Source organism: Micromonospora sp. NBRC 110037 (assembly GCF_001652995.1).
GTDB lineage: Bacteria > Actinomycetota > Actinomycetes > Mycobacteriales > Micromonosporaceae > Micromonospora > Micromonospora chalcea.
Genome location: NZ_BBVA01000003.1, coordinates 590192 through 603201 on the forward strand (window position 1 = coordinate 590192; position 13010 = coordinate 603201).

Here is a 13010-nt window from a genome sequence, read left to right on the forward strand (position 1 = left end):
TGTGGACGCCGAGAGGACCGGATGAGTTACCAGCTCAGCGCCGTGGTCGCCGACGTCGAGCTGCTTCGCGAGCAGACCGCCGACCTGGACCACGCGGTGCTCGCCGCCCTCCGTCAGGACTTCGCGCTGCTGCCGGTGACCCCGCAACTGGTGCAGGAGCTGACCGGCGGGCTGCCGGACTTCGCCACCGAAGAGCCGCGCGCCGAGCGCCCGTTCCGGCTGGTGCTCTCGCCGCCGCTGGCGGAGGTGCTGGCCTGCTGGTCGACCAGCGGCCCGGTCGCGTACCTGGAGGCGGAGTTCGCGGGCGGGCTGGGCCACCAGTCGGCGGTGGTGTGGCTGGGCGGCGAGGTGAGCTGGGGGCCGCGGTACGACGCCGCGCTGGACCGGCCGCGTACCGAGTGGCCGATCAACACGGCGCTGGCCAGGCTGGGCGCGGAGCCGGGCGCGTGGATCGACCCGTTCGCGGAATTGGGCCTGCATCTGGAGCGCGACACCGACGGCTGGCTGACGCACGGCCGGCGCGGGCTGTCCGCCGACTACTGGGACGAGCTGGCCGAAGAGTGGGAACTTCGCCAATCCGGCCAGCACCAGCAACCTCATCGCCCCGGTCCCGTTGGTGACTGGGGGATTGCATGAAATTACGACAATTCGGCTTTATTGCCGTCCTGCTTGCTGCCGCATCAGTGGCGGGCAGCGGCGTTCATCCACAGTGGCCGGCCCGGCCCGTCGGCGCCGCCCAGGTGGTCAGCCTGGAGGGCCTGCGCGACGCGGAGTTCGGCGCCACCGAGGCGGACCTGACCCGCCGCGGCGTGCTGCGCGCCGACGAGGAGGCCTGCGGGCCCGCACTCGTCGGACACGGGGCGGTCAGCCCGATCTTCGTCGACGACCGGCTCGTCCTGCTCTGGCTGGACGACCCGATGAGCACACCGGAGGCCATCAGCGCCGGCACGCCGATCGGCGAGGTCCGCGCCGCGTACCCCGGCGCCACCGACCTGCCGGCGCCGCCCGGCAGTCACCGCTTCGCCGGGCTGCTCGCCCGCGACGGCGACCGCGCGTACCTGTTCCTGCACGACGGCGTCACCGTCCGGGAGATCATCGCCGGGTACGCGGACTGGGCCCGCCGCCTCTTCGACGAGGGCTACGGCCCCTGCTGACATTCGGCTCGACCACCTGGCTGTAACCGGTGGCCCCCTGGCGGTGTGTATATGTGTGACGGCCAGGGAGAGGGACGATGCGGATGGGCACGAGCGACGACTTCGACGCCTTCTACGCGGCGACCTCGGCCCGGGTCCTGCACCAGGTCTACGCGGTCTGCGGCGATCTCGGCGAGGCACAGGACGTCGTGCAGGAGGCATACGCCCGCGCCTGGGCGCGCTGGTCGTCGCTGTCCGGCTACGACTCGCCAGAAGCCTGGGTACGAACGGTCGCGTGGCGGCTGGCCGCCAACCGGTGGCGCAGCGTCCGACGCTGGCTCGCGGCACGGGCGAGACTCGGCCCGTCCACAGAAGCGCCCGAGCCGTCACCGGACCGGGTCGCGGTCCTGGCGGCGCTCCGGCAGCTACCGGAGTCGCAGCGGCGGGTGGTGGTCCTGCACTACCTCTCCGACCTGCCGATCAGCGAGATCGCCGAGACCACCGGGATGCCCGCCGGCACCGTCAAGGTCTACCTGTCCCGTGCGCGGACGGCGCTCGCCCCGCTGCTCGATGCCGACGACGAGCGGAAGGACTCCGATGTCAGCACGCATCCGTGAGGCCATCGCGGCGCTGGAGGACGACACCGCCGCCCTGAACCTGGCGCCGCCCGAGCGGGTCCGCGCGCGCGGCGAGCGCCTACGTCGACGACGGACGGCAGGCGGCGTGGCGCTCGTCGCGGTCCTGACAGTCGCGACAGTGTCAGCCGGCGTGGCCGCAACGAACAACGGAGGTACGGACGCCTCGCCCCCTGTTGGCACGGGAGCCACAGTGAACTGCGGCGATCACGTGCTCGGGCTCATGGACCGCATACCGGAAGCCGCGATCACCTGCTTCCTCGACGCGGTCGAGGCGCATCGCCCCGCCCGCCTCGCCGTCACCTCGCCGACGACGGAAGGCGACCCGATCCCGACCCTCTACGTCGTCGGCGAGGACGGCACGGTGGAGGTGACCACCGACTTCCGCCAGGACAGATTCGGCGGCGGGCAGGGTCTCGTGCTGGAGAGGTGCACCGGTCCCGAGGTCACAAGCGGGAGGATCATGTTCCGGCAGTGCTCGTCGCCGGTACCGCGCTGACCAGGCCCCGGCAGCGGGAACGCCCGGCCGAGCTGACAGCGGTCAGTACTTCCGTGTCGGCTCGGCCGGGCCGGCGCCCGGCACGCTCGCGGGCAGTGCCGGGCGCAGGGCCTCCAGCGCCCGGCTGACGCCCAGGCCGGCGAGGATCGCCAGCGCGAAGACGACAGTCGGCAGCCACCGGGGGCCGTCCGCGACGAGGATGATCATCTGCACCAGGCACAGCAGGGTGACCCCCAGCACGGTGCCCGCGAAGCCGCCCCGCCCGCCGGCCACGCTCACGCCGCCGAGCAGGACGGCGCCGGCCACCAACGTCAGCTGGCCGATGTCGGCCGATGCGGTTGCTGCGCCGATCCGGCCGGCCAGCAGGACTCCGGCCGCGCCCGCGATCAGGCTGGAACCGCCCAGGCCGATGACCGCGCCCAGCAGCCGTGCACCGAACGGCGACGGCGGCTCCCCGGCGACGACCCGGTTGCCGCTCAGCGCCCGCCGCACCGCCGGGATCGACCACACCACCGCGCCGCCGATCGACAGCAGGAGAAACAGCACCAGCCACCCGGCCCCGGCACCGTCGGACCGGATCCAACCTTCGCTCGCGAGCCGCCGCGGACCGCCGCTGCCGGTGGTGGCGAGCAGAATGCCCTGCGTCAGGGCAAGCCCGCCCAGCGACACCGCCCACCCGGGCGCCTGCAGCAGCCCGGCGATCAGGCCCATCCCGAGACCGAAGAACGCCGCGGCGGCGATCGCGGCGACCGCCGCGACGAGGACCGGGGCGCCGGCGTCGAGCACCTCCGCGTACGTCAGGCCGGCGAGTGCCCCGACTGCGACGACCGCGAGGTTGGGCGTGGCGGTGCGCAGCGACAGCGCGAAGGCGGTCGCCAACAGGCCGGCGGAGGCGATGTTGAACACCAGCGGCGACAGCCGCGACCCGTCCTGGGAGTACCACACCACCGCGGCGACGACGGTCAGCGCCAGCAGCACCGCCTCCCAGATCAGGTGGGGCCGGAAGGAGCCACCGGAACGGGACATGACCGGTCCGGCGGGTGCCAACGGTTGTTCAGGCGTGAAAACCACAGCGATTCCTCCCTTGAGCGGACGCTGACACTAACCCGCAGGACACCGCAGATACACGAGCCCGGATACCTAGAGCTGTCCGGGCGCTCGCCGCAGCAGCCAGGCGCTCACCAACCTGCCGGGCCCATGTTCGCCGGGTACGCGGACTGGGCCCACCGCCACTTCGACGAGGGCTACGGCCCCTGCTGACCCGACCCGCCGGAACTCCGGTGTGACCGATACGGCGACTCGACCGGTCCCTAAGAGAGGACGCCGTCGGACACCAGGAGCGAGTTGTGGACCAGAAACTGCATGTGCTCTTCGAGCGGGCACTCGAGGTGGAACCCGTACCCCCGACCGGGGAACTGGCCCGGGAGGCCATGGCCGGGGGCGCCGCGCTGCGACGCAGGCGCCGGCTGGTCACGGGAGGCACGGCGGCCTGTCTCGTCACGATCGCCGCCGTCCTGGTCGCCCTGAACCTGACGCCGACATCGAGGGAACCGGTGCCGCCGGTGGTGGCGGCCGGCGCGCTGATGCCCTCCGCCGACGCCACCTGTGAGCGACAGTGGGGTGACGAGCCGGTCGACGTCCGCGTCTTCCTGCGGCATGACATCACTGATCAGCAGCGGCTCGACCTACACGACGCGCTCCGGTCGGATCCGCTCGTGCGGAGCGTAACGTTCCAGAGCCGGGACGAGGCGTATGCCAGATTCAAGGAGATGTACCGGAACAGCCCGGATCTGGTCCACGCGGTCAAACCGGAGCAGATGCCTGAGTCGTTCCAGGTCGCACTGGCGAGGGCGAAGGACTACTCAGAAGTCGTGGCGAACTTTCACGACCGGGACGGCGTCGATCAGGTCCTGGGCGGTCCGTGCCCGACGCCCTCGGAGTCCGGGGAGGGTGAGTGACCAGCGGGCAGATCGACGTACGCGCTACGCCGACCGCCGAACGCCCGGCCGGACCGCTGGCCCGCTGGAGCGCCGCCCGTCGCCGTGAGCGCAGCAACCGGGACGAGGACTTCAGCGCGTTCGTCGCGGCGACCGCGCCCCGGTTGAGACGCACCGCCTACCTCATGTGCCGGGACTGGCACCTCGCCCAGGACCTGACCCAGATCACGTTCACCCGGATGTACGCCTCATGGGCCCGCATCCGGCATGCCGCGAACCTCGACGCGTACAGCCGCCGGGTGCTCATGAACGCCGTCTTCGACCAGCGGAGCCGGCGCAGCGGCACCGAGGTGGTCTGCGCCGATCTCCCCGAGCGGCCGGAACCGGCGGCGACGACGGACCTGCACGTCGCGTTGATGACCGCCCTGGCGACGCTGCCGATCCGGGATCAGGCGATCGTGGTGCTGCGGCACTGGGAGGACCAGAGCGTCGCCACCGTCGCCCAGATCCTGCGCATCTCCGTATCGGCCGTGAAGATGCGGGACGCCCGGGCGTTGAGCCGGATCCGCGCGCTGCTCGGCGAGGACTTCACCGGGAGTTGACCCGGCACGCGGAACGCCCGGTCGATCCGTGAGGATCGACCGGGCGTTCTCGCTGTTCACGAGCGGTGGCGGCGGGATTTGAACCCGCGGAGAGCGTAAACCCTCACACGTTTCGAGGTCTGCGATCATGCGTCCGGACCGGCTCGACAGCGCCCATGACCAGCAGTTCGGCCGCCCGCCGGACTGTCGTGAACGCCCGTGTACGGCAGGGAATTGAGACCGCAGCTGAGACCGCCCATCCCCGCGGCTGCTGAGCCACGATTAGTGATCGGACGCTTGGAGGTTGCACGTCATCACCTCACCTGGCACTTCACTTACGAGCCTCCCGAGCGGGTGGCAGGTAGGAGAATCAGGTGCCCGAGACGGTGAACGGCTCCACGGATCTCGTCAACAGGGAGACGGCGGGCGAGCCGGCCGAGTCGCAGCGCGAGGGGCGCGACGATACCGGCAAGCTCCTGGTGGTGATGAACGCGGCGCTGGTCGGAGTGCCGTCCGCCTACGCGGTGTCGAACTCGCTGGCCGTCACCTCGGTTGCCGCCGTGCTGGCGGTCGTCATGGTCATGGCGCTGGTGGTGCGCCGGATCCGGTGACCTCCGGAGCAGCTGCAGGTTTTTCTGGCCGAGCCGTTGCACGCTGAGCCGTCGCGCGGCACTCAACTGCCGAAGACCAGATAGTTGGACATTGGCCGTCGTCGCGCACGACGACCGATGAGCGCCTATCTGGGCGCCGAGACCGGATGGCCCGGTCTCCCTATAGATCGAAGGTGGGCTATATGAGGACAGCGGAACCACGAACTCTCTGGATTGCCCGGAGAGAACAGAGGAGCGAGACATGCCGTCACAGACCGAGATCCAGCTCGCCCAGGAGCAGTTGGCCGACTTCCCCGCCTACTACGAGGGCGACTACAAGCCCTTGGTCGGGCTGCTGATTCGCTGGGGCGCGTCGAAGCACGAGGCCGAGGACGTCGCTCAGGAGGCGATGCTCGCTGCGTTCATGAGCTGGGCGACCATCCAGTCACCCAAGGCGTTCGTTCGCAAGGCCGCTTACCGCATCCTGCTCCGTAGCCGGCAGGTTGCCGAGCGGGAGACTTGCGCGGCGAGCCGGGTCGCGCAGGACGCCATGGTGGACGCGTTCGATGCCAACGAGGACCTGCCGAAGTACTGGCGCATGATGCGCGCGTTGCCGGAAGCCCAGCGGGTGGTGTTCGCGCTGCACCACGACGGCTACGGCTCCTCCGAGATTTCCGAGATCACCGGGCAGCCGCGCGGCACGGTGCGCTCGAATGTGCGGCATGCCCGTCAGAAGCTCGTCCGCATGATGGACCCCGAGTCGACCCGGAGGGAGGTGAGCCATGGACCATGACAAGGAGCACGAGCTCGACCAGCTTCTGGAACGCGCGTCCGCTTCCATACTGAAGTCCCTGGACGCCACGGTCGACGTCAAACAGCGCCTGCGGGAGCTGTTGCGCCAAGCCGGCGTCGACCCGGAGTTCGTGCCGGCAACCAAGCGCAGTCGGTAACTGCACCACAGCTTGTAGGGCCCCGCTTGCGCGGGGCCCTACAGACAATTGGCGGGCCTGCCTCCGTCGCACCATCCCGCTAGATTGCTCTCTGAGCGACAGGGAGGGGTGGCAAGGGTGGCGGTCTCTGACGGTCGGTCGAAGGCGTGGCTGATGCTAGCCGTGGGTGCGGATCGACACCATGGTGGCAACGACGGATACGACGACGACCCCCGAACGAGACGGCGGTTGAGACGGAACCCTGGCCCGCTCGCTGCCCCGTTTCCTGCTGGCCCGGCTGGCCGCCATAGGCGTAGTCCCTTCTTGACTCCCACGGGTAACGTATCGAAGACCCAAGGTAGATGCCCTCGCGGCTTCGATGCTGCTCGCCTTGATCGGAGTTGGTTGTGCCCCGCTACGGCTACAGGCTCTTCACTGTCAAGCTGCGTGCTGGCAGCCGCCACGCCGATCTTGACTTCGGCAACCTGAGAGAATCTCACTTTCTTGACGTGCTGAAGCCGGACCTTACTTCGCGCCTCAGCGAGAACGTCAAGTTGGCAGATCCGCCCAGAATCACTGAGGACGGCAGTCAGGCTCCGCCGAGCGGCAACGTGATCCGTTATACCCAGGTCGACAGGGTGTCCAACAATTTGAAATTTAAGTTCCTGTACGGAACTTACGGCGAGGATGGCACCCTAATTGACCCTGACGGGGTTAACGGTGATCAAGACATCACCAATCTTGCAGTCACTAACCCTTATCGCAGCGTGCTAGTTACGCCAGCTTCTGGTTTCGTCGCTTTGCTTGCAGTCGAGGTGCGGGGGCGCACCTGCCCGTACAGGCGGGTTATCAAAGGCTTCGAGGTGATCGGAGAAGGGCACTACCGACTCAAGGTTGAAGAGGGCATCGCCGATCAAGCCGCCGTGGCGGATTTTATCCGTAACGGAATCGTCAAGGAACTCGAAGTTGTCCGTTACTCGCGGGCAAGCGATGACGACCCCGTAGTGGACGACATCACACTAAAAGTCGGAATCTCTGGGGGCTCGTCGCTGCAGACAAGATTGCAGCAGAGGGCCTTGGACTGGTGGCAGCGCCGTCGAAACCAGGACAGCGAGGCATCTGACCTCGGTCAGCTCGCCAACGAGCTGGCGGCTATCGCTATCGGGAGAAGGATACCGGTAGAATTTGAAGACAGCGTTCTGCGGGTCGAGGGTGCTAATCAGAGGAGCAAAAGCCTTCGACCAGCGCAGGACATAACGGAGTGGATTTACGACCTAGGTGCATCGCCGGTATCGGATGACAACTTCTATCGGCAAGTGCTTGACACGGCCGAATTGCTGCTCCCGAACCTAACATTGGGCGCAAATGTCGTACCCCAGGAGTAGGCTCTAGAAGGCCACTGGGAGGTACGCATGCGAGAGAGTATCCTGGACCGATTCGACCTTCGCCCGCTAATTCGCGATCATTTCCGATCGATGCAGCTACCAAACTCTTCCCCGGACTGGGCCGCGCGGTCGATCGTAGTACTCGTGCCCATAGGCGTGGGTATTCTCTCGTACCTCAAGGACTGGCGTCTCACGGACCCGAGCGCCATTTCAGGGGCAAGTGCCTTGATCGCGGGAATTTTGTTCGGCGCATTTACGCAACTTGCCGCCTTTCGTGACCGTATCGAAGGTCGACGGCCGTTCGATGCGACGACGAGGAGGCATTTCCGTGAAACGGCAGCTCACCTGATGGCGGGGGCTCTAGCGTCAGCACTAGAGGCTGCCGTGCTGGTAGTCGCCTCGGGCATTAGGCCCAATCCAGATGCCAAGTTGGACCGCATCGCGACCTGTGTCGTTTTAGCGCTTGGCAGCTACGTCCTAGTCTTGTTCATCATGGCAATTCGCCGGATGTACTCGGCGTACCTGAGGGTTTTTGAGAACGGTCAGTACCTTCGTTCGGATAAGGCTAGGGCGAGGCAAATGCGGGAGCAGCTTCAGGACCGAGCGCAGGATCAGGGAGAATCTGCGGGCGTCGACGCATCAGCCTCTCCCCTGCGGCCGGCAACCTCAGATTTCGATTAGCGAGATGCAGCATCTAGTGTCGTGAACACTTCCACTGCTTTATTGGCAGCCTTTCTACCAACCTTCGGTGTTCAGCTCACCTCGGCTCGGCCGTGGCTTCCGGCAGAAACAATTCGCACCAGCCCGAGCCCGGCCAGGGTGACACCCACGCCCTTGCGAACCCTCTCACAATCCCCGTCACCAGCACCTCTGATGGCGTCACCTTCAGCGGTCAACCCTGCCGAAAACTAGATCAGACGGCTTACCCGCCGCACCCGCATCTTATGAACGAAACTGCTCGATGAGTGCCGCTGCCAGGCTCCCCATCCTGGTAATCACTGCATCTGCCCCAACTGTCTCGAACACCGCGACCTTCGATGGGCGATTAGCGCAACCAATCACCCGTACACCTGCGGCTCGTGCCTTCGATGTCTGACAGCGAGTCACCGATGAGAATGCAGCGGCCGGGCGACTCGCCCAGGCGTTGCACCGCCTGGAGAATCGGCTCCGGGTTGGGCTTCACGCGGGCGGGCTCAGCATAGGCTCGACCGATTACTGGCGAAAGGTGTTGGGCGAGCCGGTGCGCAGCCAGGTAAGCGACTACAGCAGAAGCTGAGTTGTTGCTAACGACCGCGGCGGGTAGCCCCGCTTGCCGAGCGGCCACGATCACCTCTCGGCCGTGCGGCGGTTTGTGCTGCTCGGAGTTCCGCCGCGCAAAGCGCATCTTCGACCGCCCGCGTCACGCCCTGGTCACCGCGCACCCCGGCGCGGCGCAACACCTCAAGTGGGTCCGTTCGCTTGCCAAGTCCGGCGGCACGTCGACGCGGCGCTGCCGCAGTACCTCGGCCAGCTCGGCTGCAACGTGTGGCGCCGGGTAGCCAGCGAAAACGCTGCACACCGGGCCGTCGAAGTCGAGCAACACCGCGCCGACCTCACCGAGCAACCGCCCGAGGTCGGCGCTCATCCGTCGTACCGGTAGGCGATGGTTGACCACACGGAGTCGAACCATTTTCGGGACGCTTCCACGAATTGCGTGCCGCGGGAGGTGTCGTCGTCCGTCAAGGCGTAGTGGAACAGCGGCACGTCCTTGCCCGTCAGGTCGTAGATCGCCATGGGCTCACCCTTGACCGAGACGGTGCGCTCAACAACCGGGTAGAAGCCATAGAAGACCTCTTCGCCGTTCAGGATGTAGAGCTTGAAGAGCGGGGACGCTCGGTGCATTCGCACCTCAGCAGTGGCCGTCCGAATGAGGCCGAGGTCGCCCAGCTCGGCGACCTGATCGATGATGCCGTCTGCCGCCCGCCGGGTGATGCGTTCCGCACGCTCGCGTACCGCCGGGTCATCGGCCTGCGTCTCAGCCCGCGACGGTAGCGCCATCGTCATGTCGGAGATCAGGCCCCGCACCGCGATCGTCTCCGGCGCGAGCCGGCAGCGGCCGCGGTGGGAGCACGGGTGCCGCTCACCGTGCGGCCGAAAGCACGGCGGGCACTACCCTGACCGCCGTCAGGTGCGGGCCGATACCGCCGACACCAAGTCTCGGGCCGGTCGGCGCAACATCGGCCTCCCTGACGAGCTGGTGGCGCTGCTCCGTAAGCACCGCGACGAGCAGGACCAGGAGCGCGCACCGCCGCCCAACTGTGGGAGGAAGGTGACTGGCTTTTCGCCACACCGACCGGCGGACCGGTCAACCCACGCACCGACTACGACGAATGGAAGCGACTGCCCAAGCTCGCCGGACTGCGGGACGACCGGCTGCACGACGCCCGGCACACCGCCCGCCACGGTGCTGCTGATCCTCGGCGTGGCCGAGCGGGCGGTGATGGGCATCATGGGCTGGTCCAACTCGGCGATGACGGCCGGTACCAACACCTCGCCGCTCAGGTGCGTCGCGACATCACCCAGCGCGTCGGAGGGCTGCTGTGGGACACCCCGACAGAGGACCCGAAATCGACCTCTTGAGCAGCAACTGAGACCAGAAGCGGAACGCCCGACCGATCCCTACAGATCGACCGGGCGTTCTCGCTGTTCACGAGCGGTGGCGGCGGGATTTGAACCCGCGGAGGGCGTAAACCCTCACACGCTTTCGAGGCGTGCTCCTTAGGCCACTCGGACACGCCACCGCCGACGAGGGTACAGGACCGCCGGCTTGGACGCCGAACCGGTATCCCTCGGCCCGGCCTGGCAGGATCTTTGCCATGAGTACGCACATCGGCGCTGAGCCGGGAGAGATCGCCGAGCGGGTCCTGATGCCGGGTGACCCGCTGCGGGCCAAGTGGATCGCGGAGACCTACCTGGAGGGGGCCCGCTGCTACACGACGGTGCGCGGCATGCTGGGCTTCACCGGCAAGTGGAACGGCGTTGACGTGTCCGTCCAGGGCTCCGGCATGGGCATGCCGTCCGCTTCGATCTACGCCCACGAACTGGTAAACGAGTACGGCGTGAAGTCGCTGATCCGGGTCGGCTCCTGCGGCGCGCTGACCGAGGATCTGCAGCTGCGGGACGTGGTGGCGGCGATCGGCTCGTCCACCGACTCGAACATGAACCGGATGCGCTTCGACGGGCTGATCGACTACGCCCCGGTGGCCGACTTCGGGTTGCTGCGTACCTCGGTCGAGGTGGCCGAGCGGCGCGGCATCAGCATGCGGGTGGGGCCGATCCTGGCGGCGGACGCCTTCTACACGGACCGGCCGGACCTGTACGACACGCTCGCCGACTACGGCGTGCTGGCGGTGGAGATGGAGTCGGCGGCGCTCTACACGATCGCGGCGCGCTTCAAGGCCCGCGCGCTGACGATCCTGACCGTCAGCGACCACATCAAGACCGGCGAGAAGACCACGTCGCAGGAGCGTGAGCAGACGTTCGGCCAGATGGTCGAGATCGCGCTGGACACCATCATCGCCTGACCTGATCGACCCTGGGCCGCCCCGTCACCGCAAGGTGGCGGGGCGGTCGCGCGTTACCGGGGTCACAAAAATAAATACGACCGGTCGTGCTTGTTTCCCGATACGCTGCCCGCATGACCTCCGACGGCCGCGTCGCCCGTGGCGACCGCACCCGCACCGCGGTGCTGGACACCGCCGTGGCGCTGGCCACCGAGGTCGGCCTGCACGGCCTCTCCCTGGCCCAGCTCGCCGACCGGCTGGAGGTGAGCAAGTCCGGCCTCTTCGCGCACTGGCGCTCCAAGGAGGCGCTGCAACTCGCCACCGTCGACCGGGCCGTGGCGCAGTGGCAGGAGATGATCGTCGCGCCCGCCCTGGAGGCGCCCCGGGGCGTACGCCGGCTGCGCGCGCTGCACGAGGCCCGGATCGACTTCTACGCCGCCCGGGTGCTGCCCGGCGGCTGCTTCTTCGCGAACACCGAGTTCGAGTACAACGCCCGCCCCGGCCCGGTCCGGGACCGGCTCGCCGAGGCGTTCGCCCGCTGGACCGCGCTGCTGGAACGCCTCGTCCAGGAGGCGGTGGACCTCGGCGAACTCCCCGCCGACCTGGACGTGCCACTGCTCGCGTACGAGATCGACGCGCTGGGGATCAGCGCGGTGATGCGGTCCCGGCTGCTCGACCCGGACGCCACCTACCGGCACGCCCGCCAGGGCCTGCTGACCCGGCTGCGGGCGCTCTGCCCGGATCCGACCCTGCTACCGGAAGGCCAGTCATGAGCCACACCACAGTCGAGCGGCAGGCCGCCGAGTTCGGGCACGTCGCGCACGTGCCGGTGCACTTCGACGACCTCGACGCCATGGGCCTGCTGCACAACGCCCGCTACGCGGTGCTGCTGGAACGCGCGCTCACGCCGTACTGGGCCGAGCGCGGTGTCGCCTTCCGCGGCGACGTGCACGCCGCGCCGGACGTGTTCCACGCGGTCCGCGAGTTCACCATCAGCTACCGCGCGCCGGTCACCGGCGTCGGCACTGTGGCTGTGCACTTCTGGCTGGAGCACTTCGGCACCAGCAGCGCCCGGTACGCCTTCGAGTTCCGCTCGACCGACGGCGCCACCGTGCACGCCACCGGCACCCGGTCGATCGTCCGGCTCGACCCGGCGACGTTGCGCCCGACCGCGTGGACCGAGGTCGGCCGCGCAATCGCCGCGACGCTGCTGCGCCCCGCGCCGGCCGGAGCCTGAGACAAGACCAGAACTCCTCAGCGGAAGAACGCGCGCAGCAGCGCCGCGCTCTCGCGTTCCAGCACGCCGCCGTACACCTCGGGGCGGTGCGTGACGCGGCGGTCGCGCAGCACGTCCCAGAGCGACCCGACCGCGCCGGTCTTGGGTTCCCACGCGCCGAACACCACTGTCGAGACGCGGGCCAGCGCGATCGCCCCGGCGCACATGGTGCACGGTTCCAGCGTCACGACGAGCGTGCAGTCGTCCAGCCGCCAGCGGCCCAGCCGCTGCGCGGCCCGGCGCAGCGCCAGCACCTCGGCGTGCGCGGTCGGGTCGCCGGTCAGCTCCCGCTCGTTGCGCCCGATCGCCAGTTCGGCGCCGTCGGGGCCGTAGAGCACCGCGCCGACCGGCACGTCGTCGGCGTCGGGGGTCGCCTCGTCCGGGCCGGTCACCGCGACCTCCAGGGCCCGGCGCATCCACAGCTCGTGCCGCTGCCGGCGGCCGACCGCGCCCGGTTCGGCGAGCGCCTCGTCCGCGCCGGGACCGACGCGCGCGGTCCGGCC

General features: G+C 68.4%; 15 protein-coding genes, 1 tRNA gene and 3 pseudogenes. 14 read left to right on the plus strand and 5 right to left on the minus strand.

The features are described 5' to 3' along the window. Window positions 1–21 precede the first annotated feature (21 nt). From A4R25_RS12745 to A4R25_RS31090, 4 genes are all read left to right on the plus strand, one after another. The gene (locus tag A4R25_RS12745; protein WP_064446823.1) at window positions 22–636 is read left to right on the plus strand and encodes a hypothetical protein; all 615 of its coding nucleotides are present in this window, start codon (window positions 22–24) and stop codon (window positions 634–636) included. Continuing rightward, window positions 633–1154: a hypothetical protein gene (locus A4R25_RS12750; RefSeq protein ID WP_064446824.1), complete on the plus strand. Its 522-nt coding sequence runs from the start codon at window positions 633–635 to the stop codon at window positions 1152–1154. The genes A4R25_RS12745 and A4R25_RS12750 overlap by 4 nt, the downstream gene beginning before the upstream one ends. Window positions 1155–1231: 77 nt before the next feature. Continuing rightward, complete coding sequence (locus tag A4R25_RS12755; protein ID WP_370446803.1) at window positions 1232–1750, plus strand: RNA polymerase sigma factor; 519 nt, start codon at window positions 1232–1234, stop codon at window positions 1748–1750. After that, complete coding sequence (locus A4R25_RS31090; protein ID WP_157539041.1) at window positions 1731–2267, plus strand: DUF4362 domain-containing protein; 537 nt, start codon at window positions 1731–1733, stop codon at window positions 2265–2267. The genes A4R25_RS12755 and A4R25_RS31090 overlap by 20 nt, the downstream gene beginning before the upstream one ends. 42 nt (window positions 2268–2309) lie before the next feature. On the opposite strand, the gene A4R25_RS12765 is transcribed toward A4R25_RS31090, so the two are convergent. Beyond that, a complete protein-coding gene (locus tag A4R25_RS12765) occupies window positions 2310–3293 on the minus strand; it encodes a hypothetical protein (RefSeq protein WP_064446826.1) in 984 nt (327 codons plus the stop codon). Between the two features lie 320 nt (window positions 3294–3613). Between A4R25_RS12765 and A4R25_RS12770 the strand changes: the two genes are divergently transcribed. The 6 genes from A4R25_RS12770 (at window position 3614) to A4R25_RS31100 (ending at window position 7689) form a co-directional block, all read left to right on the plus strand. Then, a complete protein-coding gene (locus A4R25_RS12770) occupies window positions 3614–4225 on the plus strand; it encodes a permease-like cell division protein FtsX (RefSeq protein ID WP_064446827.1) in 612 nt (203 codons plus the stop codon). Continuing rightward, window positions 4222–4806, plus strand: coding sequence for a SigE family RNA polymerase sigma factor (locus A4R25_RS12775; protein ID WP_231915505.1), 585 nt, complete (start codon window positions 4222–4224; stop codon window positions 4804–4806). The genes A4R25_RS12770 and A4R25_RS12775 overlap by 4 nt, the downstream gene beginning before the upstream one ends. 353 nt (window positions 4807–5159) lie before the next feature. Beyond that, a complete protein-coding gene (locus A4R25_RS12780) occupies window positions 5160–5396 on the plus strand; it encodes a hypothetical protein (RefSeq protein ID WP_064446828.1) in 237 nt (78 codons plus the stop codon). A gap of 241 nt (window positions 5397–5637) precedes the next feature. Then, entirely contained in the window at window positions 5638–6168 is a 531-nt protein-coding gene (locus tag A4R25_RS12785; protein ID WP_064446829.1) for an RNA polymerase sigma factor, read from the plus strand. Further along, window positions 6158–6325, plus strand: coding sequence for a hypothetical protein (locus A4R25_RS31095; RefSeq protein ID WP_157539043.1), 168 nt, complete (start codon window positions 6158–6160; stop codon window positions 6323–6325). Before A4R25_RS12785 ends, A4R25_RS31095 begins: the two co-directional genes overlap by 11 nt. Before the next feature lie 386 nt (window positions 6326–6711). Continuing rightward, complete coding sequence (locus tag A4R25_RS31100) at window positions 6712–7689, plus strand: hypothetical protein (protein WP_157539045.1); 978 nt, start codon at window positions 6712–6714, stop codon at window positions 7687–7689. Window positions 7690–8631: 942 nt separating this feature from the next. Here A4R25_RS31100 and A4R25_RS12790 read toward each other — a convergent pair. Both A4R25_RS12790 and A4R25_RS12795 read right to left on the minus strand, forming a co-directional pair. Beyond that, a pseudogene (locus tag A4R25_RS12790) lies at window positions 8632–9313 on the minus strand (HAD family hydrolase). Then, a pseudogene (locus A4R25_RS12795) lies at window positions 9310–9777 on the minus strand (GntR family transcriptional regulator); the annotation flags it as partial. The pseudogenes A4R25_RS12795 and A4R25_RS12790, both read right to left, overlap by 4 nt. Here A4R25_RS12795 and A4R25_RS31790 point away from each other — a divergent pair. Then, window positions 9773–10308 (plus strand): annotated as a pseudogene (locus tag A4R25_RS31790) (tyrosine-type recombinase/integrase); the annotation flags it as partial. The pseudogenes A4R25_RS12795 and A4R25_RS31790 overlap by 5 nt on opposite strands. A 74-nt stretch (window positions 10309–10382) precedes the next feature. On the opposite strand, the gene A4R25_RS12805 reads toward A4R25_RS31790, so the two are convergent. Beyond that, window positions 10383–10469 (minus strand) — tRNA-Ser (locus A4R25_RS12805). A gap of 75 nt (window positions 10470–10544) precedes the next feature. On the opposite strand from A4R25_RS12805, the gene deoD reads away from it, so the two are divergent. From deoD to A4R25_RS12820, 3 genes are all read left to right on the plus strand, one after another. Further along, a complete protein-coding gene (deoD, locus tag A4R25_RS12810; protein WP_043327826.1) occupies window positions 10545–11252 on the plus strand; it encodes a purine-nucleoside phosphorylase in 708 nt (235 codons plus the stop codon). Between the two features lie 113 nt (window positions 11253–11365). Then, the gene (locus A4R25_RS12815) at window positions 11366–12004 is read left to right on the plus strand and encodes a TetR/AcrR family transcriptional regulator (RefSeq protein ID WP_030502134.1); all 639 of its coding nucleotides are present in this window, start codon (window positions 11366–11368) and stop codon (window positions 12002–12004) included. Continuing rightward, entirely contained in the window at window positions 12001–12468 is a 468-nt protein-coding gene (locus tag A4R25_RS12820; RefSeq protein ID WP_064446831.1) for a thioesterase family protein, read from the plus strand. Before A4R25_RS12815 ends, A4R25_RS12820 begins: the two co-directional genes overlap by 4 nt. 17 nt (window positions 12469–12485) lie before the next feature. Here the strand turns inward: A4R25_RS12820 and A4R25_RS12825 are convergent, their stop codons facing one another. Next, the gene (locus tag A4R25_RS12825; protein ID WP_197494900.1) at window positions 12486–12923 is read right to left on the minus strand and encodes a nucleoside deaminase; all 438 of its coding nucleotides are present in this window, start codon (window positions 12921–12923) and stop codon (window positions 12486–12488) included. Window positions 12924–13010: the final 87 nt, after the last annotated feature.

Excerpts from the sequence above, each read along its gene's own strand:
- A4R25_RS12745 (WP_064446823.1), top strand. The coding sequence starts at position 22 with ATGAGTTACCAGCTCAGCGCCGTGGTCGCCGACGTCGAGCTGCTTCGC.
- A4R25_RS12750 (WP_064446824.1), top strand. The coding sequence starts at position 633 with ATGAAATTACGACAATTCGGCTTTATTGCCGTCCTGCTTGCTGCCGCA.
- A4R25_RS12755 (WP_370446803.1), top strand. The coding sequence starts at position 1,232 with ATGCGGATGGGCACGAGCGACGACTTCGACGCCTTCTACGCGGCGACC.
- A4R25_RS31090 (WP_157539041.1), top strand. The coding sequence starts at position 1,731 with ATGTCAGCACGCATCCGTGAGGCCATCGCGGCGCTGGAGGACGACACC.
- A4R25_RS12765 (WP_064446826.1), bottom strand. The coding sequence starts at position 3,293 with ATGTCCCGTTCCGGTGGCTCCTTCCGGCCCCACCTGATCTGGGAGGCG.
- A4R25_RS12785 (WP_064446829.1), top strand. The coding sequence starts at position 5,638 with ATGCCGTCACAGACCGAGATCCAGCTCGCCCAGGAGCAGTTGGCCGAC.
- A4R25_RS31095 (WP_157539043.1), top strand. The coding sequence starts at position 6,158 with ATGGACCATGACAAGGAGCACGAGCTCGACCAGCTTCTGGAACGCGCG.
- deoD (WP_043327826.1), top strand. The coding sequence starts at position 10,545 with ATGAGTACGCACATCGGCGCTGAGCCGGGAGAGATCGCCGAGCGGGTC.
- A4R25_RS12815 (WP_030502134.1), top strand. The coding sequence starts at position 11,366 with ATGACCTCCGACGGCCGCGTCGCCCGTGGCGACCGCACCCGCACCGCG.
- A4R25_RS12820 (WP_064446831.1), top strand. The coding sequence starts at position 12,001 with ATGAGCCACACCACAGTCGAGCGGCAGGCCGCCGAGTTCGGGCACGTC.
- A4R25_RS12825 (WP_197494900.1), bottom strand. The coding sequence starts at position 12,923 with ATGCGCCGGGCCCTGGAGGTCGCGGTGACCGGCCCGGACGAGGCGACC.